This window comes from Kitasatospora sp. NPDC032121, assembly GCF_055580145.1.
The window spans coordinates 236,571-262,224 of record NZ_JBVILX010000003.1 but is presented as its reverse complement, the minus strand read 5'-3'; the positions used below and the strand labels follow the sequence as shown (position 1 = coordinate 262,224).

At 73.8% G+C, this 25,654-nt stretch carries 25 protein-coding genes and 1 CRISPR repeat array (1 of these 26 running past the window's edge); of the genes, 15 read left to right on the top strand and 10 right to left on the bottom strand.

Annotated features, from left to right (window positions below):
* The first annotated feature begins 20 nt into the window (after positions 1-20).
* The 6 genes from ACZ5OX_RS12245 (at position 21) to manA (ending at position 8,625) form a co-directional block, all read left to right on the top strand.
* Positions 21-893, top strand: a complete 873-nt coding sequence (locus tag ACZ5OX_RS12245; protein ID WP_465629823.1) for a carbohydrate ABC transporter permease — start codon at positions 21-23, stop codon at positions 891-893.
* 3 nt (positions 894-896) lie between these two features.
* Positions 897-1,814 carry a carbohydrate ABC transporter permease gene (locus tag ACZ5OX_RS12240; protein WP_465629822.1) on the top strand — a complete coding sequence of 306 codons (918 nt, stop codon included), beginning with the start codon at positions 897-899 and terminating at the stop codon, positions 1,812-1,814.
* Between the two features lie 59 nt (positions 1,815-1,873).
* Positions 1,874-3,130, top strand: coding sequence for a glycoside hydrolase 5 family protein (locus ACZ5OX_RS12235; RefSeq protein WP_465629821.1), 1,257 nt, complete (start codon positions 1,874-1,876; stop codon positions 3,128-3,130).
* A 124-nt stretch (positions 3,131-3,254) separates the two neighbouring features.
* Positions 3,255-6,296, top strand: a complete 3,042-nt coding sequence (locus tag ACZ5OX_RS12230) for an alpha-mannosidase (protein WP_465629820.1) — start codon at positions 3,255-3,257, stop codon at positions 6,294-6,296.
* A gap of 122 nt (positions 6,297-6,418) precedes the next feature.
* The gene (locus tag ACZ5OX_RS12225) at positions 6,419-7,369 is read left to right on the top strand and encodes an ROK family protein (protein ID WP_465629819.1); all 951 of its coding nucleotides are present in this window, start codon (positions 6,419-6,421) and stop codon (positions 7,367-7,369) included.
* 20 nt (positions 7,370-7,389) lie between these two features.
* Positions 7,390-8,625, top strand: coding sequence for a mannose-6-phosphate isomerase, class I (gene manA / locus ACZ5OX_RS12220; protein WP_465629818.1), 1,236 nt, complete (start codon positions 7,390-7,392; stop codon positions 8,623-8,625).
* Between the two features lie 30 nt (positions 8,626-8,655).
* On the opposite strand, the gene ACZ5OX_RS12215 is transcribed toward manA, so the two are convergent.
* From ACZ5OX_RS12215 to ACZ5OX_RS12185, 7 genes are all read right to left on the bottom strand, one after another.
* The gene (locus ACZ5OX_RS12215) at positions 8,656-9,051 is read right to left on the bottom strand and encodes a DUF2267 domain-containing protein (protein ID WP_465629817.1); all 396 of its coding nucleotides are present in this window, start codon (positions 9,049-9,051) and stop codon (positions 8,656-8,658) included.
* 245 nt (positions 9,052-9,296) lie between these two features.
* A complete protein-coding gene (locus tag ACZ5OX_RS12210; protein ID WP_465629816.1) occupies positions 9,297-9,950 on the bottom strand; it encodes an acyl-CoA thioesterase in 654 nt (217 codons plus the stop codon).
* Positions 9,947-10,144 carry a hypothetical protein gene (locus ACZ5OX_RS12205; RefSeq protein WP_392879757.1) on the bottom strand — a complete coding sequence of 66 codons (198 nt, stop codon included), beginning with the start codon at positions 10,142-10,144 and terminating at the stop codon, positions 9,947-9,949. Before ACZ5OX_RS12205 ends, ACZ5OX_RS12210 begins: the two co-directional genes overlap by 4 nt.
* 371 nt (positions 10,145-10,515) lie before the next feature.
* On the bottom strand, positions 10,516-11,478 hold the full coding sequence (locus ACZ5OX_RS12200) for a DUF6528 family protein (RefSeq protein ID WP_465629815.1): 963 nt from the start codon (positions 11,476-11,478) through the stop codon (positions 10,516-10,518).
* A complete protein-coding gene (locus ACZ5OX_RS12195; RefSeq protein ID WP_465629814.1) occupies positions 11,472-11,594 on the bottom strand; it encodes a hypothetical protein in 123 nt (40 codons plus the stop codon). The genes ACZ5OX_RS12200 and ACZ5OX_RS12195 overlap by 7 nt, the downstream gene beginning before the upstream one ends.
* Before the next feature lie 209 nt (positions 11,595-11,803).
* Positions 11,804-13,192, bottom strand: coding sequence for an NAD(P)/FAD-dependent oxidoreductase (locus ACZ5OX_RS12190; RefSeq protein ID WP_465629813.1), 1,389 nt, complete (start codon positions 13,190-13,192; stop codon positions 11,804-11,806).
* A 569-nt stretch (positions 13,193-13,761) separates the two neighbouring features.
* The gene (locus ACZ5OX_RS12185; protein WP_465629812.1) at positions 13,762-14,700 is read right to left on the bottom strand and encodes an FAD-dependent oxidoreductase; all 939 of its coding nucleotides are present in this window, start codon (positions 14,698-14,700) and stop codon (positions 13,762-13,764) included.
* Positions 14,701-14,828: 128 nt separating this feature from the next.
* Between ACZ5OX_RS12185 and ACZ5OX_RS12180 the strand changes: the two genes are divergently transcribed.
* A complete protein-coding gene (locus ACZ5OX_RS12180) occupies positions 14,829-15,746 on the top strand; it encodes a LysR family transcriptional regulator (RefSeq protein WP_465629811.1) in 918 nt (305 codons plus the stop codon).
* A gap of 114 nt (positions 15,747-15,860) precedes the next feature.
* On the opposite strand, the gene ACZ5OX_RS12175 is transcribed toward ACZ5OX_RS12180, so the two are convergent.
* Positions 15,861-16,346 (bottom strand): cysteine/serine endopeptidase inhibitor, encoded by a 486-nt coding sequence (locus ACZ5OX_RS12175; RefSeq protein WP_402408932.1) that lies wholly within the window; start codon positions 16,344-16,346, stop codon positions 15,861-15,863.
* Positions 16,347-16,614: 268 nt separating this feature from the next.
* On the opposite strand from ACZ5OX_RS12175, the gene ACZ5OX_RS12170 reads away from it, so the two are divergent.
* The 3 genes from ACZ5OX_RS12170 (at position 16,615) to ACZ5OX_RS12160 (ending at position 18,040) form a co-directional block, all read left to right on the top strand.
* Positions 16,615-16,806 carry a hypothetical protein gene (locus ACZ5OX_RS12170; protein WP_392879775.1) on the top strand — a complete coding sequence of 64 codons (192 nt, stop codon included), beginning with the start codon at positions 16,615-16,617 and terminating at the stop codon, positions 16,804-16,806.
* A 143-nt stretch (positions 16,807-16,949) separates the two neighbouring features.
* Entirely contained in the window at positions 16,950-17,603 is a 654-nt protein-coding gene (locus ACZ5OX_RS12165; protein ID WP_465629810.1) for a 4'-phosphopantetheinyl transferase family protein, read from the top strand.
* A gap of 53 nt (positions 17,604-17,656) precedes the next feature.
* Positions 17,657-18,040 carry a barstar family protein gene (locus ACZ5OX_RS12160; RefSeq protein WP_465629809.1) on the top strand — a complete coding sequence of 128 codons (384 nt, stop codon included), beginning with the start codon at positions 17,657-17,659 and terminating at the stop codon, positions 18,038-18,040.
* Between the two features lie 84 nt (positions 18,041-18,124).
* Here ACZ5OX_RS12160 and ACZ5OX_RS12155 read toward each other — a convergent pair whose 3' ends face one another.
* Positions 18,125-19,048 (bottom strand): polysaccharide deacetylase family protein, encoded by a 924-nt coding sequence (locus ACZ5OX_RS12155; RefSeq protein ID WP_465629808.1) that lies wholly within the window; start codon positions 19,046-19,048, stop codon positions 18,125-18,127.
* A 231-nt stretch (positions 19,049-19,279) separates the two neighbouring features.
* Between ACZ5OX_RS12155 and ACZ5OX_RS12150 the strand changes: the two genes are divergently transcribed.
* Together ACZ5OX_RS12150 and ACZ5OX_RS12145 are read left to right on the top strand one after the other, a co-directional pair.
* Positions 19,280-20,971 carry a CehA/McbA family metallohydrolase gene (locus ACZ5OX_RS12150; RefSeq protein ID WP_465629807.1) on the top strand — a complete coding sequence of 564 codons (1,692 nt, stop codon included), beginning with the start codon at positions 19,280-19,282 and terminating at the stop codon, positions 20,969-20,971.
* A gap of 218 nt (positions 20,972-21,189) precedes the next feature.
* Positions 21,190-21,684, top strand: coding sequence for an ATP-binding protein (locus ACZ5OX_RS12145; RefSeq protein ID WP_465629806.1), 495 nt, complete (start codon positions 21,190-21,192; stop codon positions 21,682-21,684).
* Positions 21,685-21,717: 33 nt separating this feature from the next.
* Here ACZ5OX_RS12145 and ACZ5OX_RS12140 read toward each other — a convergent pair whose 3' ends face one another.
* Positions 21,718-22,176: a DinB family protein gene (locus tag ACZ5OX_RS12140; RefSeq protein WP_465630129.1), complete on the bottom strand. Its 459-nt coding sequence runs from the start codon at positions 22,174-22,176 to the stop codon at positions 21,718-21,720.
* Between the two features lie 251 nt (positions 22,177-22,427).
* Between ACZ5OX_RS12140 and ACZ5OX_RS12135 the strand changes: the two genes are divergently transcribed.
* The 3 genes from ACZ5OX_RS12135 (at position 22,428) to ACZ5OX_RS12125 (ending at position 24,872) form a co-directional block, all read left to right on the top strand.
* The gene (locus tag ACZ5OX_RS12135) at positions 22,428-23,027 is read left to right on the top strand and encodes a carboxymuconolactone decarboxylase family protein (protein ID WP_465629805.1); all 600 of its coding nucleotides are present in this window, start codon (positions 22,428-22,430) and stop codon (positions 23,025-23,027) included.
* Complete coding sequence (locus ACZ5OX_RS12130; protein WP_465629804.1) at positions 23,024-23,890, top strand: RNA polymerase sigma-70 factor; 867 nt, start codon at positions 23,024-23,026, stop codon at positions 23,888-23,890. Before ACZ5OX_RS12135 ends, ACZ5OX_RS12130 begins: the two co-directional genes overlap by 4 nt.
* 106 nt (positions 23,891-23,996) lie before the next feature.
* Complete coding sequence (locus tag ACZ5OX_RS12125) at positions 23,997-24,872, top strand: class I SAM-dependent methyltransferase (RefSeq protein ID WP_465629803.1); 876 nt, start codon at positions 23,997-23,999, stop codon at positions 24,870-24,872.
* A 509-nt stretch (positions 24,873-25,381) separates the two neighbouring features.
* Positions 25,382-25,654: a CRISPR direct-repeat array (repeat unit 28 nt; unit sequence GTCGGCCCCGCGCTCGCGGGGATTGCTC); it runs 365 nt beyond the window's last position.

The following is a 25,654-nucleotide window of genomic DNA, read 5'->3' as shown; positions in this document are numbered from 1 at the left end:
GGCCCCAGGAAGGCGACGGCATGACCCACCGGCGTTGGTTCACCCCCTGGCTGCTCGCCGGGCCCGCGATGCTCTGGCTGGCCGTCTTCAACCTCTGGCCGGCCGTCAACACGGTGATCCTCTCCTTCACCGACGCCAAGCCCATCGGCGGCGGGCAGTTCACCGGCCTGGAGAACTACGGCCGGCTGCTGGACGACGAGCAGCTCGCCGACGCCCTGCTGAACAGCATCGTGTTCATGCTGGTCTGCCTACCCCTGCTGACCGTCCTGCCGCTGCTGCTCGCCCTGCTCGTGCAGCGCAGGATCCCCGGCATCACCTTCTTCCGCACCGCCTTCTACACCCCGGTGATCGCCTCCGCCGTCGTGGTCGCCCTGATCTGGGGCTGGGTGCTGGACGACCGCGGCCTGGTCAACGGCCTGCTGCGGCAGACCGGGCTCGCCGACTCCCCGGTCCCGTTCCTGACCGACCGCTGGCTGCTGCTGTTCAGCGCGATCGCCCTGACCGTCTGGAAGGGCCTCGGCTACTACATGGTCATCTACCTCTCCGCCCTCGCCAACGTCCCGCGCGAGCTGCACGAGGCGGCGGCCGTGGACGGCGCGGGCCCGCTGCACCGGTTCTGGCACGTCACCCTGCCCGGGGTGCGCCCGACCATGGTGCTGGTCTCCGCGCTGATCTCGGTGAGCTCGCTGCGCGTGTTCTCCGAGCTGTACGTGCTCTCCAACGGCCAGGGCGGGCCCGGCGGGCGGGACATGTCGGTGGTGATGCTGATCCAGATGTACAGCCGAGGCTTCAACGGCCACCTGGGCTACGCCTCGGCGCTCAGCCTGCTGCTGTTCGTCGTCACCCTCGGCCCGATGCTGTTCCTGATGCGGCTGAACCGGAAGGCGGCCTGACCCGTGACCACCGTCCGCACGTCGAACGAGACCCCCGCGACGCCCTCGGGGAACGCCGGCAACGCCGGGAACGCCAAGCCCGCCCGGGGCTTCAACACCCCCTCCACCGCCGTGACCGCCGCCCGCTACCTGCTCCTGGCCCTGGTCCTGCTGCTGGTCATCGGCCCCTTCCTGTGGCAGCTGTCCACCTCCCTCAAGGGCCCCGCCGAGGACGTCTACACCCGCACCCCGAGCTTCCTGCCCGACCAGCCCACCCTGGGCAACTACGGCAAGGTCGCCGAGGTCATCCCGGTGTGGACCTACGCGCTCAACTCGGTGATCGTCGCCGCGGTCTGCACCGCCGGCAACGTGGTCGGCTGCACGCTGGCCGGCTACGCGCTCGCCCGACTGCGCTTCCGCGGCGCCAAGCTCGTCCTCGGCCTCTTCCTCGCCACCCTGATCCTGCCCGGCGAGGTCACCATCGTCTCCCAGTACGTGCTGGTGCGCAGCCTCGGCCTGGCCGACAGCCTGCTCGGCGTCGCCCTGCCCGGCTCGATCGCGATGCTCAACGTGCTGCTGATGCGCACCGCGTTCGCCGCCGTCCCGGCCGAGCTGGACCAGGCCGCGCTGGTGGACGGCGCCGACGTCTGGCAGCGGCTGTGGCACATCGGTCTGCCGAACGTGCGCGGCATGCTCAGCGTGATCGTGATCTTCACCTTCATCGGCGCCTGGGACGACTTCCTGTGGCCGCTGATCGTGCTCAACGACCCGCAGAAGTACACCCTCACCGTCGGGCTGCAGTACCTCAACGGCACCTTCTCCGCCAATCCGCGGCTGATCGCGGCCGGCACCATGATCGCCTTCCTGCCGATCGTCGTGGTGTTCGGCGTCTGCCAGCGCTTCTTCTTCAAGGGCGTCGAGGAGGGGGCCGTCAAGGGATAGAGCCCGTCCGGGGACAGTCCACCGTCCGTACGCCCCATACTCGTTGAGGAAGCCATCCGATGACCACCGCTCCCCGCTTCGGTGTCAACTACACCCCCAGCGCCGGCTGGTTCCACCACTGGCTCGACTTCGACCTCGACTCCGTGCGCGCCGACCTCGACTCCATCGCCGCCCTCGGCCTGGACCACATCCGGGTGTTCCCGCTCTGGCCGGTCTTCCAGCCCAACCGCACGCTGATCCGCCCGCGCGCCGTCGAGCAGCTGACGGCCCTGGTGGACGCGGCCGGCGAGCGCGGGCTGGACGTCGCGGTGGACGGCCTGCAGGGCCACCTGTCCAGCTTCGACTTCCTCCCCTCCTGGACCCGCACCTGGCACCGGCGCAACCTCTTCACCGACCCGGAGGTGCTCGACGGCCAGGCCGCCTACCTGCGCGCCCTGGCCGGGGCGCTGCGCGAGCGGCCCAACTTCCTCGGGATGACGCTCGGCAACGAGATCAACCAGTTCTCCGGCGCCCCGCACCCCGACCCGGACCGGGCCACCCCCGCCGAGGCGGAGGCCTGGCTGCGCCGGATGCTCGACGCCTGCGAGCGGGGCGCCCCCGGCCGACTGCACCTGCACGCCTCCTACGACGCGGCCTGGTACCTGGACGAGCACCCCTTCACCCCCTGGCACTCGGCCCGGATCGGCGCCGCCACCGCCGTGCACTCCTGGGTGTTCAACGGCACTGCCCAGCGCTACGGCGCCCACTCGACCGCCACCACCCAACACGCCGCGTACCTGGTCGAGCTCTCCAAGGCCTGGGCGGACGACCCGGCCCGCCCGGTCTGGCTGCAGGAGGTCGGCGCGCCCGCCCCGCACATCACGGCCGAGGACGCGGCGCGCTTCACCGGTGCCACCGTGGCGGCCGCGCTGGACTGCCCGGACCTGTGGGGCGTCACCTGGTGGTGCTCGCACGACGTGGACCGATCGCTCGCCGACTTCCCCGAACTGGAGTACAGCCTCGGCCTGTTGACCACCGACCGGACGGTCAAGCCGGCCGGCGCCCGGCTCGCCGAGGCCGCCGCCGAGGCCCGCCGGTCCTGGCAGGCACCGAAGCCCCGCAGCACCGCCGTGGTGGTCGCCACCGGCGACGCGGTCACCTCGCCCCGCCGCTCGGTCTGCGGCCCCGGCGGCCCGGTGTACGAGGCGTTCATGCGCCTCGCCGAGGACGGCGCCCGCCCGACCGCGGTGCTCGCCGAACGCGCCGAGGACCATGCCCACCTCGCCGCGCGTGGCATCACCGAGGTGGTGCACCCCGCCGACGTACGTTCGCTCTAGCCCGTTCCCCCTTCAGCCACGCGACCCCAGCCGCCCCGTCCCCTGCCACGCACCCTCAGCCACGCGACCCCAGCCATCCCGTCCCCCGCCACGCACCCTCAGCCACGCAACGGAGCCCGCTGACATGCACGATGACCGCACCCTGGTCGAGTCCCGCCTCAAGCGCGTCCTGGACGAGCGCATCCGTCCGGCCGTGTACCCCGAGTCCGTCCCGCTGGAGGTCGGCATCTGGACGGCGCCCGGCGAGCCCGTCCCGGTCGCCGAGGGCCTGGCCGCCCCGCGCACCCCGATCGCGGTGGGCGACGCCTGGGGCGCGCCCTGGGGCACCAGTTGGATCACCGTGACCGGCACCGTCCCCGAGGCCTGGGCCGGACACACCGTCGAGGCGCTGATCGACCTCGGCTTCGACGCCAACATGCCCGGCTTCCAGTGCGAGGGCCTGGTCTACCGCCCCGACGGCTCCCCGGTGAAGGGCCTCAACCCGCAGAACCAGTGGGTGCGGATCGCCGCGCCGGCGGCCGGCGGCGAGCAGGTGCTGCTGCACGTCGAGGCCGCCTCCAATCCGGTCATCCTGGACTACCATCCCTTCCTGCCCACCGAGTTGGGCGACCGGGAGACGGCCGGCGACCGGCCGCAGTACAAGCTGGCCCGGATGGACCTCGCCGTCTTCGACGAGACGGTCTGGCAGCTGGTGATGGACCTGGAGGTGCTCGGCGAGCTGATGGCCGAACTGCCGGTGGAGGGCCCCCGCCGCTGGGAGATCCTACGTGCGGTCGAGCGCTGCCTCGACGCGATCGACCTCCAGGACGTCAACTCCACCGCTGCCGCCGCCCGTTCGCAGCTCGAAGGGGTACTGGCCGCGCCCGCCGTGCCGTCCGCGCACCGGATCAGCGCGATCGGTCACGCCCACATCGACTCGGCCTGGCTCTGGCCGCTGCGCGAGACCGTCCGCAAGGTGGCCCGCACCACCGCCAACATGACCGCGCTGCTGGAGGACGAGCCGGAGTTCCGCTACACCATGTCCCAGGCGCAGCAGTTCGCCTGGATCAAGGAGCACCGCCCCGAGGTGTACGCCCGGGTCCGGAAGGCGGTGGCCGAGGGCCGGTTCGTCCCGGCCGGCGGCATGTGGGTCGAGTCCGACACCAACATGCCGAGCTCGGAGGCGATGGCCCGGCAGTTCGTGCACGGCAAGCGGTTCTTCCTGGACGAGTTCGGGGTGGAGAACCACGAGGCCTGGCTGCCGGACACCTTCGGCTTCACCGGCGGCCTGCCGCAGATCATCCGCAACGCGGGCTCCAAGTGGCTGCTGACCCAGAAGATCTCGTGGAGCCAGGTGAACCGGTTCCCGCACCACACCTTCCTCTGGGAGGGCATCGACGGCACCCGGATCTTCACCCACTTCCCGCCGGTGGACACCTACAACTGCTCGATGAAGGGCAGCGAGATCGCCCACGCGGCGAGGAACTTCAAGGACAAGGGCGTCGCCCGGCACTCGCTCGCCCCGACCGGCTGGGGCGACGGCGGCGGCGGCACCACGCGCGAGATGGTCGCCAAGGCGGCCCGGCTGAAGGACCTGGAAGGCTCGGCCACCGTCCGCTGGGAGAACCCCGCCGAGTTCTTCGCCAAGGCCGAGGCCGAGTACCCGAACCCGCCGGTCTGGGTCGGCGAGCTCTACCTGGAGCTGCACCGCGCCACCCTGACCAGCCAGGCGAGGACCAAGCAGGGCAACCGGCGCAGCGAGAACCTCCTGCGCGAGGCCGAACTCTGGTGCGCCACCGCCGCGTTGCGCACCGGCGCGGCGTACCCGTACGAGCAGCTGGACCGGATCTGGAAGACCGTCCTGCTGCACCAGTTCCACGACATCCTGCCGGGCTCGTCCATCGCCTGGGTGCACCGCGAGGCCGAGGCGACGTACGCGGCGCTGGCCGGGGAGCTGGAGGGCCTGATCGGCGCGGCCCAGCGGGCGCTGGCCGGGCCGGCCGCCGGCGGGCGCGAGCTGGTGTTCAACGCGGCGCCGCACACCCGCTCGGCGGTGCCGGCCGGCGGGGCCGCCGCCGTCGCCGTGCCGGGCGGCGCCTGCGAGGCGGTCGAGCGCTCCGGGGGCGGCTTCACGCTGCGCAACGGCCTGCTGGAGGTCGTCGTGGACGCGGACGGCCTGATCGCCTCGGTGGTCGAGCTCGCGACCGGCCGGGAGACCGTCGCACCCGGCAGCCGGGCCAACCTGCTCCAGTTGCACCCCGACTTCCCCAACATGTGGGACGCCTGGGACGTGGACCGGTTCTACCGCAACACCGTCACCGACCTCACCGGCACCGACTCGCTCACCGCCTCCTCGTCCCCCGCCGGGGCCTCGGTGCGGATCGCCCGTTCCTTCGGCTCCTCCACCGTCGTCCAGACCCTCACCCTGCCGGCCGGCGAGCAGCGGCTGGACATCGACACCGAGGTCGACTGGCACGAGACCGAGAAGTTCCTCAAGGCCGCGTTCCCGCTGGACGTCCACACCGAGCGCTACGCCGCCGAGACCCAGTTCGGCCACCTCCACCGGCCCACCCACACCAACACCAGCTGGGACGCCGCCAAGTTCGAGGCCTGCAACCACCGCTTCGTCCACTTCGAGGAGCCCGGCTGGGGCGTCGCCCTGGTCACCGCCTCCACCTACGGCCACGACGTCACCCGCACGGTGCGCGCCGAGGACGGCGGGACCACCACCACGGTCCGCTTCTCACTGCTGCGCGCCCCGCGCTTCCCCGACCCCAAGACCGACCAGGGCCTGCACCGCTTCCGGCACGCCCTGGTGCCGGGCGCGGCGATCGGCGACGCCGTCCGCGAGGGCTACCGGATCGGCCTGCCCGAGCGGACGGTCACCGGCAGTGCGGAGCGCGTCGCGCCGCTGGTGGAGCTGGACGACGACGCCCTGGTGATGAGCGCCGTCAAGCTCGCCGACGACCGCAGCGGGGACCTGGTCGTCCGGGTCTACGAGGCGGGCGGCGGCCGCGCCCGGGGCCGGCTGACCACCTCCTTCCCGCTGGCCGGCGCCGTGCCCTGCGATCTGCTGGAACGGCCCTGGGACGGCACCCGCGGCGAGGTCGCGTTCGAGGACGGCGCGGTGCGGCTCGCGCTGCGCCCGTTCGAGCTGGTGACCCTGCGCCTGCGGGTCTCCGCCTAGGGCCGTACGCTGTTCGGCGCCCTTTCACTGTGCGGCCTTCTTGCGCTGTCGGCCCACTTACGCTGTTCGGCGCCTCGGCCCCGTGGCCGGAGCGCCGCCCCTCGACCGATCTGGAGCCCGCCGTGCCCGTCACCCCGCTGTTCGCCGCCCTCGACATCGGCGGCACCAAGATCGCCGGGGCGCTGGTCGACGCCGACGGACGGCTGCGGCACCGGCTCCAGCTGCCCACCCCTGCCACCGAGCCGGGCGCGGCCGTGCTCGCCGTGGTGCACCAGGTGCTGGAACGGCTCGCCGGGACGGCCGACTGGGCCGCCGTGACGGCCGTCGGGATCGGCAGCGCCGGCCCGGTCGACCTCGCCGGCGGCACCGTCAGCCCGGTCAACATCCCCGGCTGGCGCGGCTTCCCGCTGGTCGACGCGGTCGCCGCGCACCCGGCGGTGGCGGCGCACCCGGCGGCGGCCGCCCGCGCCCTGCCCGTCCGGCTGGCCGGGGACGGCGTGGCGATGGCCGCCGCCGAGCACTGGCAGGGGGCGGCCCGGGGCGCCGACAACGCGCTCTGCCTGGTGGTGTCCACCGGCGTCGGCGCCGGACTGGTGCTCGACGGCGCGGTGCGCCCCGGCCCCAGCGGCAACGCCGGCCACCTCGGCCACATCGCCGTCGACCTGGACGGCGAGCCCTGCCCGTGCGGCTCCCGCGGCTGCCTGGAGGGCCTCGCCAGCGGCACCGCGATCGCCCGCCGGGCCCTCGCCGAGGGCTGGCGGCCCGCGGACGGCGACCGGACGGCCCGCGCCGTCGCAGCCTCCGCCGCCGCGGGTGACCGTGTCGCGCTGGCCTCCTTCGACCGCGCCGCCCAGGCGCTGGCCGCCGGGATCGCCGCCACGGCCGCCCTGGTGGACCTCTCCCGGGTCGTCGTCGGCGGCGGGGTGGCCGCCGCCGGGGACGTGCTGTTCGCCCCGCTCACCCGACACCTGGACCGCTACGCCACCCTCTCGTACATCCGCGGCCTGGACGTGCGCCGCGCCGAACTCGGCACCGACGCCGGGCTGATCGGCGCCGCCGCGCTCTGCCGCTGAGCCCGCCCGGAGCCGCCCGCATGCCGCCGTCCCCGCTGCCGCCCTTCGCCCTCCTGCGCAACCCCGTCCGCCGCTACGCCTGGGGTTCGCCCACCGCCATCCCCGCGCTCACCGGCACCCCGCCCGACGGCACCCCGCAGGCCGAACTCTGGCTGGGCGCCCACCCGTCGGCGCCGTCGCTGCTCGTCACCGGCGACGGCACCAACGGCGGCGGCGACGACGGCGATGTCCCGAGGCCGCTGAACGAGCTGATCGACGCCGACCCGGACGGCCTGCTCGGACCGGACACCGTACGGCGGTTCGGCCCGGCACTGCCGTTCCTGTTCAAGGTGCTGGCCGCCGACCGGGCCCTCTCCCTCCAGGTCCACCCCACCCGCGCCCAGGCCGAGGCCGGCTACGCCGCGGAGCAGGCCAGGGGCATCCCGCCGGACGCGCCGGATCGGGTGTTCAAGGACCGCGGGCACAAGCCCGAACTCATCTGCGCCCTCGGCGACTTCGAGGCGCTGTGCGGCTTCCGGCCGGCCGCCGCCACCGCCCGGCTGCTGGACGCCCTCGGCGTGCTCCCGTCCTGGGCCGCCGCCCTGCGCACCCGGCCCGCCGAGGCCGTGCTGCCCGAGCTGCTGCGCGCCGGGCTGAACGCCGACGCCGCCGAACTGGCCGCCGTCACCGGGGCCTTGCGGCGCGCCGCGGCGGCCGGCGGACCGTACGGCGCGAGCTGCGCCGCGTACGCCCGCCTCGCCGAGGAGTACCCCGGTGACCGCGGGGTGCTCGCCGCGCTGCCGCTCAACCACGTCCGGCTCGGCGCCGGGCAGGCCCTGTACCTGGACGCCGGGGTGCCGCACGCCTATCTACGGGGCGTGGGCGTGGAGTTGATGGCCGAGTCGGACAACGTGCTGCGCTGCGGGCTCACCGCCAAGCACGTCGACGTGGACGGCCTGCTGGCGGTCACGTCCTTCCGCCCCGGGGAACCCGAGGTGCTCGTACCGCGCCCGACGGGGCGCGACGGCGAGGAGGCCTTCGCCTCACCCGCCGAGGAGTTCGGGCTCTCCCGGCTGCGCCCCGGCGCCGCCGCCGTCCGCGTCGACCTCGCCACCCCGCAGATCCTGCTCTGCGTCTTTGGGCGGGCCCGCCTGCGGGCACCCGGCGGCGCCGAACTCCCGCTCCCGGCGGGCGCGTCGGCCTACCTCCGCCCGGGCGCCGGGCCGGTCGAGCTGACCGGCCCCGGCGCGGAGCTGTTCCGGGCCACCACGGGATAGCTGCCGGTGCGGGGCGGGCCTGCCCGGCGCTCAGGCCCGTGCCGGGTGGCCGAACAGCAGGTCGTAGCCGTCCGGGAGTTGCTGGATCACCCGGTCCAGCAGCTCCCCGGGGACCAGGTCGGCGACGGTGCTGAGCACGGCCCCGATGTCCCACTGCGCCGTCGCCGGGGTCGCGCCGTCGATCCACCCCACCACGGCCTGCACGAAGCGTTCGGCGGTCAGCGGCTCGGACGCGGGCGCGGCGTCGCGCAGCAGCGGGGCGTAGGTGACGGGCAGCGCGTCGGCGAGTTCGACCCGCTCGGACCCCACCAGGTGCTCGCCGAGCAGGGCCAGCACGACCCGGGCGGCGTGATCCGCCTCGGCCTGGCCCCGGTACTCGCCGCGCTCCAGCACGCGGGTGAGGAAGTCCTCCCAGGAGATGGTCATCGCGTCCTCCTTCCGGTCGGCGGCGCCGGCCGGCCCGACGGCGGCCCGCTCGCCCTGGACCAGCAGGGAGGTCGCAGCCCGTGACCACCGTGGAACGTACCGGTGCCCGTGCTGCTCAGCGTAACTCGCCCCGGCGCCCGCGGAAGCGGCCGGCCGTCAAGGAACCGTACGGACGCCTCCGAGACCGGGGGGCCGGCCGGGCGGGATCGCCGCCGCCGACCACGCCACCGGACCCGGGCGGCGGTTCACCGCACCGAGGCGTGGCACCGCCTGCGCGGTCGGCGCGACGGTACCGCGGCGGCTGCCGCACCGGCCGGAACCCGCTGCGCCGGCGGCGTCGCGGCCACCCCGGCCGTGCTCACCGCCGTGCTCACCGTCGTGGCCGCGGCCGTCACGGCGGTGGCCACCACCGTGGTGGTGCTCACCGCCGTGGCCGCGGTCACCGTGGTGGCCGCCAGGGCCGCCTGGGCGCGGGCCGCGTCCGCCATGAACGTCGAGAGAAAGCTCCGCTCGGCCGGGCTCAGCGCCCGTGAGCGGCCGGACTCGCGGTCCCGGGCGACCACCACCGTCCGTGCCCGCATAAAGGTGATCCGGTCCCGGCAGACATTCACCTCGACCTGTGCGGAACTCCGTCCGAGCCGTTCCACGGTGAGCCGCACCGACAACGGCTCGGGCCGGTGGTGCAACTGCTCCAGGTAGTCGATCTCGTGCCTGGCGATAATGAATCCGGACGGGAACAGCGATTCCCGTACTGCCGTTTCGTGGTGGCTGAACAGGTCGTAAATCCCCTCCTGGACGTAGCCGACCAGACGCGCGTTGTTGATGTGCCCGTTCTCGTCGACGTCGCTCCACCGGGTGGGGCAGGACAGCACGTGCACGCCCGGTTGCACCGCGTTCACTGCCGGGTCAGCCCGGCACCGGCGGGGAGCAGCGCGCGCTGCAACCTGGCGTAGTAGCCGGAGTGTTCGGCCGCCATCCGGGCCGCGGTCCATCCCTCCTCGGCGGCCTCGGCCGCCGCCTGGACGACCAGGCTGTCCAGCACCCCGTCGACCGCGCGGCAGAGGTCGTGAACGGCTGCGAGCCGCTCGGTCACGTCCGCCCCGCTCCCCGCGTTACGGGACGGGAAGGCTGCCAGTGATTCCATCGCGAGCTGAAGGTCGTCAACTCCGTCCGGCCGGTTTTCCGCAGGGAAATTCCGCATGATTTTCTCCATGGCTCATTCGGCCGTTACGGCCCGGTAGCTAGCGTTCGATTACACCGGATCGGTGTCGACCCCCCGACCCCACGACGCTATCCCAGCCGACCGGGGTCGACTGATGGTTTGCGGACCGCGACGGGAAACTGACCACCATCGGAGTAGTTTGTCGGTGTACACAATATGCCCCATCAGTCGAATGCCGTCCGCAATTCGGGTGGAATTTCCGACGCGCGCCCCAGGATGGACTCCCCGCACGCCGAAGTCTGCTAGCAGCCACTCCACCACCTCGCCTTGTACAGGTGCGCGCCGCGCAGCGACCGCGAACCCTCCGGCCGGTGCAGGGTGATCACCGAGGTGCACCAGTCGCACGGAGCCTCGTGTTCGGGCGCCACGGTGAGCAGCCGGCCGGTGCCCGGCTCGTCGCCGACGCTCTTGAGGTCCCGCTCGGCGGCCGGATCGGCCAGGTGCACGGCGGTGAAGCGGCCGGTGGCCGGGTCGTAGCGCCACAGGCCGTCCGAGGTGGTCACCCAGAACCCCCCGGGAGCCGCCAGGACGGCGGCCAGGTCGTGCCCCCCGCTCCCCGGCAGGGGGCTGGTCCGCACGGCGTCGAGCGTCGGCGCGGCCGGGGTGCCGCCGACCCGCAGCGCGGTCAGTGCCGAGTCCCCGAGCACCCAGAGCAGGCCGGTCCGGCCGTCCCAGTGCACCCCGTGCGCACCCGGCAGCGGGAACTGCGCGTACGCCGCGGCCCGCGGGCCCTGTGAGGCCGCGTACAGCCGCACCCAGCCGCCCGAACTCGCGGCCACGGCCACGTTGCCGTCCGGCAGCAGCTCGATGCTGTGCGGGTTGACGGCCGCCCCCAGGTCCGCCGCCCAGTGGACCCGGCCGGTGGTGGTCTCCACGACGGCGGCGAGCCCTCCGGAGGCGGTCGTCAGCAGGTAGCGCCGCCCGTGCCGGACACGGGACTTCGCCTCGTCCGGGTTGGTCCAGCTGCGTGCGGGCGTCAGATCCGCCAACTCCGGTGCCCGGTCGGCACTCCAGCCCCAGACCACCGGCAGTCGGTCCGGCCCGCGATAGGCCATCAGCTCCTCGGCGCTCTGCAACACCAGCACGCTGCGCGAGGCCTGGTCCACCACCGCGACCTGCCGACCCGGCGAACCGGCCCACGCGCCGGCCGTCGGCACGCAGAGCAGCAGGGCGACCGCGAGGGCCGGCGGTGTTCTCCTCAGCACGCCTTCACCGTCGTTGCTGCGGGACGAATCCGCTCGGCGGCACGTCCGAACGGACCATCGATGCGCGGTGGTGGATCGTGCGGAGCCATCGGCGGATCCACCTCGTTCACTGTCATCCGCACATCGTGGCGGGACGGTCCCACCGGCGGTCGGCGCAACGCGGTACGGGCACGTCGGGGCGTCAACCCGGCGTGCCGGCGCCGCTCGTTCGGCGTCCGGAGGCGCAGGGCACCCGAAGGCTCAACACGCCCGGAGGCTCAGCGCATCCAAGGGCTCAGCGCACCCGAAGGCTCAGCGCACCCGAGAGCTCAGCGCACCCGAAGGCTCAGCGCCCGGCGACGACGTCCGCGACCCGGGCGATCGGCGAGGTGGTGGCCCGGCCGGCCGCCTCCTGCCGGTCGGCGGCGTGGTACGCGGCGTACATCGCGTGCACGCCGAGCCAGCGCAGCGGCTCCGGCTCCCAGCGCCGCACGGTGTGGCCGACCCAGGGCAGCCGGGTCAGCTCGGTGTCCCGGCCGAGCACCAGGTCCCGCAGGGTGCGGCCGGCCAGGTTGGTGGTGGTCACCCCGCTGCCGACGTACCCGCCCGCCCAGCCGAGCCCGCTCACCCGGTCCAGCTCGACGGTGGCGCACCAGTCCCTGGGGACGCCGAGCACGCCCGCCCAGGCGTGATCGATCCGCGCGTGTGCGGCGGCCGGGAAGAAGCGGTCGAGGATCCGGCGGAGCTGGCGCACCGTCTCCACCTGGGTGCTGCCGTCCGAGTCCGTGCGCGAGCCGAACCGGTACGGCACGCCCCGCCCGCCGAGCGCGATCCGGTCGTCGGCGGTGCGCTGGGCGTACATGTAGGCGTGGGCGAAGTCGCCCAGCACCTCGCGGCCCTGCCAGCCGGTCTCCGCCCAGAACTCGGCGGGCAGCGGCTCGGTGGCGACCATCGCGGAGTTCATCGGCAGCCAGGTGCGCTTCTCGCCACGCAGCCCGGCCGTGAACCCCTCGGTGGCGCGCAGCACTTGGTCGGCGGTGACGGTTCCGTACGGCGTGACGGCGCGGGGCTTGCGGTGGCCGCCGCCGGGCAGGATCGCGGTGACGGTCGTCCCCTCGTACACGTCGACGCCCAACTCGCGTACGGTTCGGGCGAGTCCGCGGGCGAGCTTCGCGGGCTGGATGCGGGCGCCGTACCGGGTCCAGCAGCCGCCGATGGTGCCGGCGACATCGATCCGGTCTCGTGCCTCCTTCTCGCCGAGCAGCTCGACCCGGCCTTCGCCGTAGGCCCGCTCGCCCTCGACGTGCTCGCGCAGGCGCTCCAGCTGCGGCTTGCTGCGGGCTACTTCGAGGACGCCGCCGCGGACGATGTCCGCCTCGATCCCCTCGGCCGCGGCGACGTCGACGACCTCCCCGACCGCCGCGTCCATCATCCGCTGCATCGCCGCCGCACGCTGCCGCCCGTACCGCTTGGCGAACGCGCCGCGCCCCGCGAAGCCGTTGTACAGCCAGCCGCCGTTGCGCCCGGAGGCGCCGTAGCCGCAGAAGCGCTGTTCGAGGACGGCGATCCGCAGGGAGGGGTCGGCCTTCTTCAGGTAGTAGGCCGTCCAGAGACCGGTGTACCCGCCGCCGACGATGCACACGTCGACGTCCCGGCTCCCCGGCAGGGCGGGACCCGCCTCGGGCACCCCGTCCGCCGCGTACCAGAACGACACCTCGCCGTTGACCGCCGCCACCGGAACCTCCCACACCCTCGCTGACCTGCCCGGACGCTACCTCCGGCGGGCCGATGCGGGCCACCCCTCACAGTGCAAGGATCGCCGGCCCCGACCAGCCACCCTGTCAGTCCTGCAGCAGCTCCAGCGCCCGCGTCCAGCTGTACGAGCCGGGCACGAGGTCCGCGATCCGCGCCCCGTCCGCCTCGGCTTCGCCAGGCTCTCCTCGTACGCCGGATGCGCCGCCCGGACTCCCCGACCCCGCCCGCGACCCCCGCCGCACAGACCACGACGTACAGCACCGGCTTCTCGGCCGTCCCGGCAATCCCCTCCGGTCACCGCCGCCCCGCCACCGGGTCGGCAGGCACCACCTTCCCGAACCGCTCCCCCGCCGCACCCCCGCGCCCCCGCCCCGTGGGCCCCAGGTGCGGATCCGGACGGGCGGGGCGATGGAGGGCGGGGAGCAGCGGGAGGTGGTGGCGCAGACGGTGAGCGGTCTCTGGTGGGGGCCGTCGAGGGCCTGGACGGACCAGAGCACGGGGTGGCTGCCCCCGTCCGGCGGGGATGACGGTCTCGGGCGGGCCGCCCGGTCACCCCACCAGCGCGGCCGCGGCGTCGGCGCAGCCCCAGCTGAGGGTGACGCCGGCGCCGCCGTGGCCGTAGTTGTGGACGATCCGGCCGCCCGGTTCCGCTTCGAGGCGGGGGCCGCCGTGGCGAGCGGGGCGCAGGCCGACGGCGTGGCCGATGACGCGGGCGTGGCGGAGTTCGGGGATGCGGGCCGTGCAGCGGGCGAGGATGGCCTCGGCGGTGGCCGGGTCGGGGGTGGTGTTCCAGTCGTCCGGTTCGAAGGTGCCGCCGAGGACGACGTCGGCGCTGCGGGGGTGGATGTAGGTGTAGCCGGCCGGGTCGTCCTGGATGCGGGTGGAGCTGGGCAGTCCGGGGTTGCGGACGAGGACGAGCTGGCCGCGCACCGGGTGCACGGCCCGGTCGTCGCAGAGCTGCCGGGCGCCGATTCCGGTGGCGTTGACGACGACGGGCGCCCAGGCGAGGGCCTGGTCGAGGGCGTCGAGGCGGCGCTGGACGACCTCGCCGCCGTTGTCGACGAACCGGCCGAGCAGCCAGGGCAGGTAGAGCGGCATCTCGATGGCGGGGGCGGTGAAGGACCAGCCGTCCGCGCAGTCCGGTCCGTGTTCGGCGGCTGTCAGCCGGCGCAGGTCGGGGACGGCCTCGCCCCACCAGGGCAGGCCCTCCGGCTGCCGCTCGTGCTCCAGCATCCGGGTGCTGCGCATCGAGACGCCGGGAACGCCCTGCTCGGCCTGGCGGGCGAACTCGGCGAAGGCGGTGGCGGACCAGTCCGCCACCCGGTGGTCGGTGCCGGTGGCGACCGGGAACCAGACGGCCGCGGCGACGGCCGAGGTCGTCGACAGCAGGCCGTCCGCCGTCACCACGACGACCCGAAGTCCCTTCTCCTGCAGCCGGATCGCTGTGGTGAGCCCGATGACTCCGCTTCCGACCACGACGACGTCCATCGTGAACTCCTCCCTGGAAGGCCTGACCGCCGGGGTGCCGGCGGCCGTCTCCAGGAAAGCCGGTCGCGCCGGAGGCCGTCCAAGACCGGTTCTGTCCGGGTGCGATAACCCGCGCTTATCATCGCCGGATGGATCTGCGGATGGACCTGCGTCTGGATCTGCGCCGGATGCGCTACTTCTCCGTGCTGGCCGAGGAGTTGAACTTCACCCGGGCCGCCCGGCGGCTGCACGTGGCGCAGCCGGCGCTCAGCCAGCAGATCAAGGCGCTGGAGCGGCAGCTGGGCGCAGAGCTGGTGGAGCGGACCAGCAAGGGCTGCGTGCTGACCCCGGTCGGGCGGGCCGTCGCGGAGGAGGCCCGGCGGGTGCTGCGGGAGGTGGCGGCGGCCGAGGAGCGGGTCGCGGCGGTGGTGCGGGGGCGGGAGGGGAGACTGCGCGTGGCGTACACCCGCTCCGCCCGCGGCGGGGTCTGCGACGCCCTGGTGACGGAGTTCCGCAACCGGTACCCGCGGCTGGACGTCGCGCTGCAGACCACCTGGACCTCGCACAGCGTCGGCGAGTTGCTCGCCGGGCGGCTGGACGCGGCGTTCGTCCGGCCGCCGCTGGACGTCCCCGAGCTCGCCTGCCGGATCATCGCCGAGGAGGAGTTGCTGCTCGCCGTGCCGGCCGGCCATCCGCTCGCCCGCAGCCGGGCCCGGATCGGCCGGCACCGGATCGTGGACGAGCCGGTGGTGCTGTGGCCGCGTGAGAACGGGCCCGGGATGCACGCGCTGATCACGGGGCAGCTGTGGCCCGGCGGTTCGCCGCGGATCGTCCGGGAGGAGCCGGACGACGAGCAGCTGTTGCTGGCGGTGGCGGCGGGTTACGGCATCGCGCCCATCCCCGAGGGGCGGGCCCGGGTGTTCCGGATCCCCGGCGTCTGCCTGCGCCGCCTCACCGCCCCGGTGCCGACCGTCACCCTGGGGCTCGCCCACAATCCGCGGACCGCGCCCCCGGCCGTCCAGCTGCTGCTCGCGATGGCCCCGCCGCTCGGCGGCGGCCGGCCGTGATCCCGAACGGCCGGTTCTCGCCGGTGCCCTGCCGAGCAGCCACCGGCCCTCCGACGGCAGCCGTGCCCGCCCCCGTCATGCCGCGGGGGTGGGCACGGCCGTTCGGGGGCCGGCTCAGCCGATGGTGGAGCCGGTGATCGGGGCGGACAGTTCGACCGTCTTGCCGTTCAGCGCGGTCTTGACGAACTGCCAGCTCAGGCCGGTGATGACGCCCTTGTCCAGCGGGGCGAGCTTGGCGAACGCCGGCTGGCTGAGGTCGATGTGGGTGGAGTCGCAGGAGGGACACTGGTCCTTCACCGGGACGGTGATGGTCTTGCCCTGGTAGGTGACCTTGACCGAAATGCCCTTGCAGACCGGGTCGTTGTTCGGGTTGGCGGTGGTCCACCAGGTGTGCGAGACGGCGACCAGCATCTGGGTCGCGGCGTTGATCTGGGTGCCACAGGCACCGTAGCCGGCGTCGTTGTAGTAGGTGGCCTTGCCGGACATGGGCTGGTTGATCGGTATCGCGGCGCTGGCGGAGCCGGCCGAGAGGGCGATGAGGGCGGCTGCGGCGAGCGGGGCGCCCGCGAGGATCCTGAGGTTCTTGCCGATGGCGCGCATGGGTTCGTTCCCTCCGGTTGCAGTGCAGGTCATGGGCATGACAGGCGATAAGTCCGGCGAACCGCACAGCAGTTCATCGATCGAACGCCCGCCCCCGTGGAGGGAACGTATGCGTTCGAGCGCATTGTGGTCCAGACCTCCACGGTGTTGGCATGAACACAAGGCAGGCATCTTTACCAATGCGCCCGAAGGGACGAAGATGCGTGACCACCCCGGCACGCAGGGTGTTGACACACCGTCACCCGTCCCCCTCCGGAGGCCCCCTCAGATGCGCACCTCGCTCGTCGCCCTGCTGCTCGGCACCGTCCTGCTCCCGACCACCGCACCCGTCACCGCCGGTGCGGCACCCCGCGAGGTGAACCAGGGCTACAGCATTCCGGTCGCCGGCGTCACCGACCTCGGCGCGCTGCCCGTCCTCGGCAGCCTCGGACTGGACTTCGCCCGCCTGCTCACCAAGTAACAAGCCCTGCGCGAGGCGGCGGCCGCCTCCGAGCAGCCGGGCGCCCCGGCCGTGGTCCCCGATCCGCCCACCAAGATCCCTCCGTCCGGGTTACCCTCGTCCCGCGCGGCGACCACCCGCGCAGCCGACCGAGGGGGGAACGGATGATCGGGGACCTGCTGCCGGACGTCGTGGTGACCGAGGTGGCCTACCTCGACCCGCCGGAGGCCGAGCTGGAGCCCGAGGAGGAAGCGATCATCGCCCGCGCCGTCGACAAGCGGCGCCGCGAGTTCACCACCGTCCGGCACTGCGCCCGGGTCGCCCTCACCCGACTCGGCGTCCCGTACCGGCCGCTCGTCCCCGGCCTGCGCGGCGCGCCGAGCTGGCCGGACGGCGTGGTCGGCAGCCTCACCCACTGCGACGGCTTCCGCGCGGCGGCCGTGGCCCGGGCCGGCACCCTCGCCTCCGTCGGCATCGACGCCGAGCCCGCGCTGCCGCTGCCGGAGGGCGTCCAGGAGGCCATCGCGCTGCCGGTCGAGCAGCAGCGGCTCGCCAAGCTGGCCGCCGAGCACCCGGGCGTCCCGTGGGACCGCATCCTGTTCAGCGCCAAGGAGTCGGTCTACAAGGCCTGGTTCCCACTGACCCTGCTCTTCCTGGACTTCAGCGAGGCCGAGCTGGACCTCTCCCCCGACGGCACCTTCACCGCCCGGCTGCTCGTGCCCGGCCCGGTGGTCGACGGCCGCCGGATCGACGGCTTCGACGGCCGCTGGGCGGTCCGGAACGGACTGCTCGCCACCGCGATCGCGGTCTCCCCCTGACCGGCCCCCGATCCGCCCCCGACCCGCCGTCGGCGCCGCATATCCTCGTCCCCGTGACGGTGACCTATGTGATCGACGGCGACGGGATCAAGACCCTGGAGGACTTCTGGGAGGCGGCCGGGCGGACCATCGGGGCGGACGGCTACTTCGGCCGCAACCTCGACGCCTTCGCCGACTGTCTGCGCGGTGGCTACGGCACGCCGGACGACGGTGACTGGGTCATCGAGTGGCGCCACCACGAGGCCTCCCGCCGCAACCTCGGCTACCCGGAGACGGTCCGTCAACTGGAACGGCGGCTGGACCGCGCCCACCCGACCAACCGGGCGCACATCACCGCCGAGCTGACGGCCGCCCGGGCGGGCCGGGGGCCGACGGTCTTCGACTGGCTGGTCCGGATCATCGAGGAGGAGCACCCGGGCGGTCTGCGCCTGGCGTAGGGCCTGTCTCCCGGACCCTTGCCGGGACCGCGACGCTCCCCCGGGGCGCGCACCTCGCGGCGGGCCCCGCCACGGGTCTCCCGGCTACAGCACGTCCGAGAGCCGCACGAAGCTCCGCCCCGCCGCCAGCAGCCCCGGCACCGCGCCGGCCACCCCGGGAGCCGTGCCACCGCCCGGGTGGTTCATGTGACCGATCACGATCGCGCCCGGCGGGGCCGAGGAGACCTGGCGCCGCACCTCGGCCGCGCTGTACGTCGCCCCCTCGTCCCCGTTCACGGTGAAGCCGGCCACACCCTGGCCCAGGTCGGCGACCACCCGGGTGGCGACGTCGTCGTAGTGCGCGGTGCCGGAGCGGAAGAACCGCGGCGGGTGCCCGAGCAGCCCGGTGAGCTTCCGCGCGTTGCCCGCCACCTCGTCGTACACCTCGCCGACGCCGCCCGTCCCGGCGATGCCGTAGGCGGAGCGGCCGGTGACCGAGAGCGGGCGGTGGGCGGTGCCGTGGTTGCCGATCTCGAACAGCGGGTCGGCGGCGAGCCGCTCGAACTCGGCCGGGTTGGCGTCGATCCAGCGGGCGTTCAGGAAGAGGGTGGCCGGCACGTCGTGCGCCCGCAGGAAGTCGATCAGGTCGGCGTCGTAGCCGTTGCCGCCGGGGCCGCCGCAGGCGTCGAAGGTGAGCGCCATGGCGCTCACGCCGTCCGGCAGCGCGGTGACCACCCCCGAGACGTCCAGCCCCCACTCGCTCGGCGCCAGCGCGCCGTACCGCTCCACCGTCTCGGCCCGGGTCGGCACGTGCGGGGCCTGTCCCGCGGGCTCGGGCGTGGGATGGGGAGTCGACTCCGGCGCGGACGTCGGCCCGGCGGCCTCCGCGGGCCCGCCGGACGGTGTCGCCGAGACCGCCGAGGCCGCCGAAGCCGTCGGGGCGGCCGGGGCGGAGGCCGACGGCGCGGCCGGGGCGGTGCCCGCCGCCCTGCCCCCGCAGCCCGCCAGCGCCCCTCCAGCCACCACCATGAGCAGCGTCCGCCGACTCACCGACACAGGCGTCTCCCGTTCAGGCTGTTTCTCACATCAACTGATGACATGACTATGAACCGACCATTCGTCACTCACCGCAACTCGCCCCCGGCCCCGCCCGGCCCCTCTTCACCGGCCCGCCCCACCGCCGTGGGCCCCGACTCACCCCCGGTTCACTCGCCGGGGTAGTCACGCGAGCGACCCACCCGCCCCGATCCGGAGGCCTCGATGCCGACCGAACCCAGCAGCCCGCGCCCCGACCAGCCGATCCATCAGCCGGCCCACCAGCCGGCCCATCAGCCGACCCGCCAGCCGGCCGCCGAATCAGCCGAGCAGCCCGCGGCGCAGCCGGCCCGGCCCGCCCGCCGCGACCTGCTCCGCACCGGCCTCGCCACCGGCGCCGCCACCGCCCTGGGCCTGGCCGCCACCACCGGCCAGGCGAACGCCACCTCCGCCGACGCCCCCGGCGCCCCCGGCGCCACGCCCGCCGACCGCACCCTCACCCTCACCGGCCACCTGCCCACCGGCGCCCCCGACTTCGTGTACCTCCCGGTCGAGGTGCCCGAGGGCGTCCGCGAGATAGCCGTCTCCTACGGCTACGACAAGCCGCCGGTCCCGGCCGGCACCCCCGGCAACTCCTGCGACATCGGCATCTTCGACGAACGCGGCACCGACCTCGGCGGCTCCGGCTTCCGCGGCTGGTCCGGCGGCTTCCGCACCGGATTCAGCCTCTCCCGCGGCGCCGCGACCCCCGGCTACCTCCCCGGCCCGATCAACCCCGGCACCTGGCACGTCGTCCTCGGCCCCTACCAGGTCGCCCCGCAGGGCCTGGACTACCACGTCGAGGTCACCCTCCGGTTCGGCCCGCCCGAGCCGCGGTCCACCCCGCAGTACCCCGCCGAGCGCGCCCGCGGCCGCGGCCGGGCCTGGTACCGGGGCGACTGCCACCTGCACACCGTCCACTCCGACGGGCGGCGCAAGCCCGAGGAGGTGGCCGCCGGAGCACGCGCGGCCGGCCTGGACTTCATCGTCTCGACCGACCACAACACCAGCTCCTCGCACGCCGCCTGGGGCCCGCTGGCCGGCCCCGACCTGCTCATCCTGCCGGGCGAGGAGATCACCACCCGCAACGGCCACTGGCTGGCCCTCGGCCTGAAACCCGGCCAGTTCGTCGACTGGCGCTACCGCTCGCGCGACGAGGAGTACCCGCGCTTCGTCCGCCAGGTCCACCGGTCCGGCGGCCTGGTGGTGCCCGCACACCCGTACTGCCCCTACGTCGCCTGCCAGTGGAAGTTCGGCTACGAGGAGGCCGACGCCGTCGAGGTGTGGAACGGCCCCTGGACCTATGACGACGAGTCGGCGGTGGACACCTGGGACGGCCGGCTCGCCGTCGCCCTGCGCGAGGGCCGCTCCTGGCTGCCCGCCCTGGGCAACAGCGACGCGCACAGCGAACCGCAGGTCATCGGCTCCCCCCACACCGTGGTGCTCGCCGAGGACCTCACCCGGGACGCGATCCTCGACGGGCTGCGCGCCGGGCGCAGCTGGCTGGCCGAGTCCTCCGCCGTCACGCTGGACCTCACCGTCACCGGACACGGCCGCCGGGCGGGCATCGGCGAGGAGCTGACCGTCCCGGCCGACGCCCCGCTGGACGTCCGGCTCACCGTCTCCGGCGTGCCCGGCGGGACGGTCCGCCTGCTCACCGACGAGGGGCAGACGCACCAGGAGTCGCTGCCCGCCGACGGCGCCGGCACGGTGATCTGGCGCACCACCGCCTCGCTCGCCGCCTACGTCCGGGCCGAGGTGCGCCACCCGAAGGCGGACGGCACCCCGGGCCGGGGCAACTCGATGGGCCCGGACCTGCCCTGGGGGCCGATGGCGGCGCTCACCAACCCGATCGTGCTGCGCACCGGCGACCGGTAGGGGCCGTCGGCGGGCCCCAGGTCATCTCGCCGACCCGCCCAGGAACCGGGTGGGGGACGACTCGGGCCACCCGTTTGGACTAGGTTGATCCCCGAAACGCATCAGTCGTAGGGACGAGGCGGTCGGTTGTCCGGATATGGGCCGACCAGCCCCTTCGCACTCCGACCGCCCCGCCCCGGCTACCCGACCGTCCCCGGCCCGCGAAGGGATCAGCAGCTGTGAACCGTACGACCGTAGGTGGGCCGGAGCTCGGGGGCGGCCGGGGCGCCGGGGGCGTCCTCGTCCTCGTCGACCCGGCCGGGGCCGGGAACAGCCCGGTCGCGGAGCTGCTCGCCCGGGAGCTGAACCCGAGCGTCCACCTGCGGACCGACGACTTCCTGCGGGTCATCCGCAGCGGCCAGCTCCCGCCCCACCTGCCCGAGGCCCAGCGCCAGAACGCCACCGCCCTGGCCGCGGCCGCCCAGGCCGCCTTCGCCTACGCCACCCGCGGCTACCAGGTCGTGGTGGAATCCCCCGCGGCGCCCGCCGCCCTCGACACCTTCCGACGCGAGAGCCGCACCACCGGCGCCGCCCTCCACTACGTCGTCCTCCAGGCCGGCCCGGCCCCCGAGGACGCCACCCACACCCTCGACACCACCGACCTCACCCCCGAGGCGACCGCCGACTCCGTCCTCGCCGCCCTCACCCACCGCACCCACCTCCTCGGCTGGTAGGGCCCCTCCTCCCCCCCTCAGGCCCCGCCTCGCTCAGGCCCCCACCACCCCGTCGATCGCCTCCCGCAGGAAGTCCGCATGCCCGTTGTGCCGGGCGTACTCGTGGATCAGGTGGAGCATCACCAGCCGCAGCGACACCTCGGCGTCCCATCGGGCCTGGTAGCCGGTGACGTCGAGGGACCGGGCGGCGCGCTCGATCCGGCGGGAGTGCTCGACCTCGGCCTGCCAGGCGGTGAAGGCCTCGGCCCGGGTGGTGCCGGCCGGGTCGTACGCGGCCTGGTAGTCGCCGTCCTCCGACCAGACCAGCGGCACGTCCTCGCCGTCGATCACCCGGCGGAACCAGGTGCGCTCGACCTCCGCCATGTGCCGGACCAGCCCCAGCAGGCTGAGCGTCGAGGGCGGGCTGGAACGCAGGCGCAGCTGCTCGTCGGTCAGGCCCTCGCACTTCAGGGCCAGCGTCGCCCGGTGGAAGTCGAGGAAGCCGCGCAGCATCTCGCGCTCACCGCCGGTCAGCGGCGGGGCGGGGCGGCCGTCGGGGGCGTTCACGATGTCGTTCTCCTCGCGGTGGTCGGAAAGTCCCCGCGGACTGTAGCGAACCGTCCTCCCCCTCCGGAGGTCATTTTCCCTCCGGCTTCCCCAGCCGTTTTCCTCCGGCTTCCCCAGTCGCCTGTCACATCCGTGTGCCCTCCGGTGTCTTCATGTCCGGCAACCCAGACAGCCCACCGAACCGGGAGGACGACACCATGGCACTGCGACTGCCGAAGGCCCAGCTGCCCGCAGAACTGAGCGAGAACATGATCAAGGGTTTCGGGACCACCCTCGAACCCGTCGAAGCGATCTGGCACAACCCCGCCGTCGCCACCGCGAACCTGGACTTCTCCCGCCGGATCGCCGAGTGGGACGCGCTCGACGAGGGACTCAAGTCCTTCGCGCACATGGCGGTGGCCGCGCAGGTCGGCTGTGGCTGGTGCCTGGACGTCGGCTACTTCCACGCTCAGAACCAGGGCCTGGACCTCGCCAAGGCCAGCCAGGTGCCGAACTGGCGGGCGGCGGAGGTGTTCACGCCGCTGGAGCGCGAGGTGCTGGAGTACGCCGAGGCCATGACGGTGACCCCGCCGGCCGTCACCGACGAGCTGTACGACAGCCTGCTGGACCAGCTCGGCGCGGCGGCCATGGTCGAACTCACCGCCTACGTCGCCTTCGTCAACATGGCCACCAGGAACAACACCGCCAACGGCGTCCGCTCCCAGGGCTTCTCCGACACCTGCGACGTCCCGCTGGCCCGGCGCACCGCCGCCACCGGCAACGCCGACGGCGCCCCGGCCGGAGCGTCGCCGGCATGACCGAGGACCCCTTCGTCACCCACCGCGGCCTGCTCTTCACCGTCGCCTACGAGCTGCTCGGCTCCGCCGCCGACGCCGAGGACGTGCTGCAGGAGTCCTGGCTGCGGTGGGCCGAGGTCGACCACGGGCAGGTGCACGACCCGCGCTCGTACCTCATCCGGATCGTCACCCGCCAAGGCCTCAACCGGCTGCGGACACTGTCCCGCCGGCGCGAGCAGTACGTCGGCGAGTGGCTGCCGGAACCACTGCTCACCACCCCGGACGTCGCCGAGGACGTCGAACTCGCGGAGAGCGTCTCGTTCGCGATGCTGACCGTACTGGAGACACTCGGGCCTACCGAACGGGCGGTGTTCGTGCTCCGCGAGGTCTTCGAGCTGCCGTACGAGGAGATCGCCGAAGCCCTCGGCAAGACCTCGGCCGCCGTACGGCAGGTCGCCCGGCGGGCCCGCGGACACGTGGCGGCCCGCCGGCCCCGGGTGCGGGTGAGCCGCACCGAGCAGCAGCGGGTGGTGGAGCGGTTCCTGGAGACCCTGCGCACCGGGCGGTTGCAGGACCTGATGGAGGCACTGGCGCCGGACGTCGTCCTGATCGCCGACGGCGGCGGGATCGCGGCGGCCGCGCCGGCCCCGATCCGCGGTGCCGAGGCGGTCGCGGCCCTGCTCGCGCGCATCGGGCGGCTGCCGGTCGCGCCGGACACCGCCACGGTGTGGCTCAACGGCGCACCGGGCGGCCGGATCGACATCGGCGGCGAACCCTCGGTGGTCAGCCTCACGGTGGAGAACGGCCTGATCACCCGCGTCTACGTCGTGCGCAACCCGCAGAAGTTGACCAGGCTCGACACCCCGGCCGACCTCACCCGCTAGCCACCCCGGTCGCGCGGCGGTGCCCCGAGCCCCTCGGGACACCACCGCGCCCCCACCGTCCCCCGGAACCCCCGCCATCACGTACCGTGTTCGGACCACCACAGGTTTGGGTACGTACCTCGGCGCGCCCGACGGCCGGGCACCCACCGAGCAGGAGACCCAGCGGCCCATGGACCACAACCGCATCCCCCCGACCGTGCGCCGGACCTACGGCACCGACGATCTGGCCCAGGCGGCCAGCTTCGCCGGCGGATTCATCAACTTCGGCTACTGGGAGGGCATCGACCTCGCCGCCCCGACCCCCGAGGACCGGGTGCGCAGCCAGGAACAGCTGTACCGGCGGGTGTTGCGGGAGTTCCCCGAGCCGCGGGAGCGGCTCCGGCTCGCGGAAGTGGGTTGCGGCCGCGGCCTCGGAAGCGCCCTCGCCCTGCGGGAGTTCCGCTTCGCGGCGGTGACCGGGGTGGACATCCACCCCGACCAGATCGAGCGCGCCCGCGCCGTCAACGCGAGAGCCCTGGCCACGTACCCCGATCGGCTGGCATACACCCTCGGCGCCGCGGACGAACTCCCGTTCTCCGACGGCCACCTGGACGGCGTCTACTCCGTCGAAGCCGCCCAGCACTTCCGCGAACTCAACGGCTTCGCCCGCGAATCCGCCCGCGTCCTGCGGTCTGGCGGCCGGCTCGTGGTCACCACCTTCTTCACCGCCCCCGGCCCCGACGCCGCCGAACGCCTCAAGATCATGCTCGCCAGCTTCGCCGACGGCCTCGACATCCCCCACCCCCTCGACGGCTTCACCGCCGACCTCACCCGCCACGGCTTCACCGACATCACCACCGAATCCATCGGCACCCACGTCTGGCCGGGCCTCGACCGCTACCTCACCGACACCGTCCCCACCGCCCACTGGTCCCGCCACTTCCTCACCGCCTGGCGCGACAACCTCCTCGACTACCACGTCATCACCGCGACCCGCATCTGACACCGGGGTCGGGCCTGCTCGCACCCCCGGTCACCGACCGCCTCATCGGCGCGACGGATCATCACTTGGGCCACCTCCGCATGCGTGTGCGGGGCCGAAGCTCGGCAGGGGAGACCTGTGCTCCCCTGCCCTCGCGAACCGTCGAGGGGCGATGAGACTGCGGCCGCGTCCACCGCCGCGGTGCCGGCATGTGCGACAGCAGCAGGTTGGCAGAACCCGGCCCGCCCGGCCGACCTTTGGCCTGGGATGGGTACCATGGCCGGCCGGGCGCAAGCCCTCGCCCCTACCTTCGTGTGCGAGTAGGCTCCGAAAGCCTGGAACGCAGCACCGACAATCGGCTTGGCAGTAAGAAGAGATGACGACACCACATGACCGCGGCTACGGCTCGCTTACCGAATCGAACTGAATCAATCGACGCCCTCTGAGGAGCATCACTGCAGGTCAGAAAGTGTCGGCCCCGCTCGCGGGGATTGCTCCTCCGGGCTTCCCTTGAGTCCCGTCCCCCACCGGTCGGCCCCGCGCTCGCGGGGATTGCTCTTGCGGCTGTGAGCCCGCCGGTCTCGATCAGGGGTCGGCCCCGCGCTCGCGGGGATTGCTCTCCGTTCGTCTTGCAGTAGTACGTCGGCAGCGGGTCGGCCCCGCGCTCGCGGGGATTGCTCCGGAGGTTTGGTCTCCAGGTGGACGCGAGTCGGGTCGGCCCCGCGCTCGCGGGGATTGCTCCCAGCCCCAGTCCAGCGTCCACGCGATCGTTGCGTCGGCCCCGCGCTCGCGGGGATTGCTCC

What these genes read in the sequence shown, in the direction of transcription:
- ACZ5OX_RS12180 (WP_465629811.1), top strand. Translation starts at nt 14,829, where the DNA reads ATGGATCTGCGGATGGACCTGCGTCTGGATCTGCGCCGGATGCGCTAC.
- ACZ5OX_RS12150 (WP_465629807.1), top strand. Translation starts at nt 19,280, where the DNA reads ATGCCGACCGAACCCAGCAGCCCGCGCCCCGACCAGCCGATCCATCAG.
- ACZ5OX_RS12185 (WP_465629812.1), bottom strand. Translation starts at nt 14,700, where the DNA reads ATGGACGTCGTCGTGGTCGGAAGCGGAGTCATCGGGCTCACCACAGCG.
- ACZ5OX_RS12230 (WP_465629820.1), top strand. Translation starts at nt 3,255, where the DNA reads ATGCACGATGACCGCACCCTGGTCGAGTCCCGCCTCAAGCGCGTCCTG.
- ACZ5OX_RS12140 (WP_465630129.1), bottom strand. Translation starts at nt 22,176, where the DNA reads ATGCTGCGCGGCTTCCTCGACTTCCACCGGGCGACGCTGGCCCTGAAG.
- ACZ5OX_RS12170 (WP_392879775.1), top strand. Translation starts at nt 16,615, where the DNA reads ATGCGCACCTCGCTCGTCGCCCTGCTGCTCGGCACCGTCCTGCTCCCG.
- ACZ5OX_RS12235 (WP_465629821.1), top strand. Translation starts at nt 1,874, where the DNA reads ATGACCACCGCTCCCCGCTTCGGTGTCAACTACACCCCCAGCGCCGGC.
- ACZ5OX_RS12195 (WP_465629814.1), bottom strand. Translation starts at nt 11,594, where the DNA reads ATGACAGTGAACGAGGTGGATCCGCCGATGGCTCCGCACGATCCACCA.
- ACZ5OX_RS12245 (WP_465629823.1), top strand. Translation starts at nt 21, where the DNA reads ATGACCCACCGGCGTTGGTTCACCCCCTGGCTGCTCGCCGGGCCCGCG.
- ACZ5OX_RS12215 (WP_465629817.1), bottom strand. Translation starts at nt 9,051, where the DNA reads ATGACCATCTCCTGGGAGGACTTCCTCACCCGCGTGCTGGAGCGCGGC.
- ACZ5OX_RS12155 (WP_465629808.1), bottom strand. Translation starts at nt 19,048, where the DNA reads ATGGTGGTGGCTGGAGGGGCGCTGGCGGGCTGCGGGGGCAGGGCGGCG.
- ACZ5OX_RS12135 (WP_465629805.1), top strand. Translation starts at nt 22,428, where the DNA reads ATGGCACTGCGACTGCCGAAGGCCCAGCTGCCCGCAGAACTGAGCGAG.
- manA (WP_465629818.1), top strand. Translation starts at nt 7,390, where the DNA reads ATGCCGCCGTCCCCGCTGCCGCCCTTCGCCCTCCTGCGCAACCCCGTC.
- ACZ5OX_RS12130 (WP_465629804.1), top strand. Translation starts at nt 23,024, where the DNA reads ATGACCGAGGACCCCTTCGTCACCCACCGCGGCCTGCTCTTCACCGTC.
- ACZ5OX_RS12165 (WP_465629810.1), top strand. Translation starts at nt 16,950, where the DNA reads ATGATCGGGGACCTGCTGCCGGACGTCGTGGTGACCGAGGTGGCCTAC.
- ACZ5OX_RS12175 (WP_402408932.1), bottom strand. Translation starts at nt 16,346, where the DNA reads ATGCGCGCCATCGGCAAGAACCTCAGGATCCTCGCGGGCGCCCCGCTC.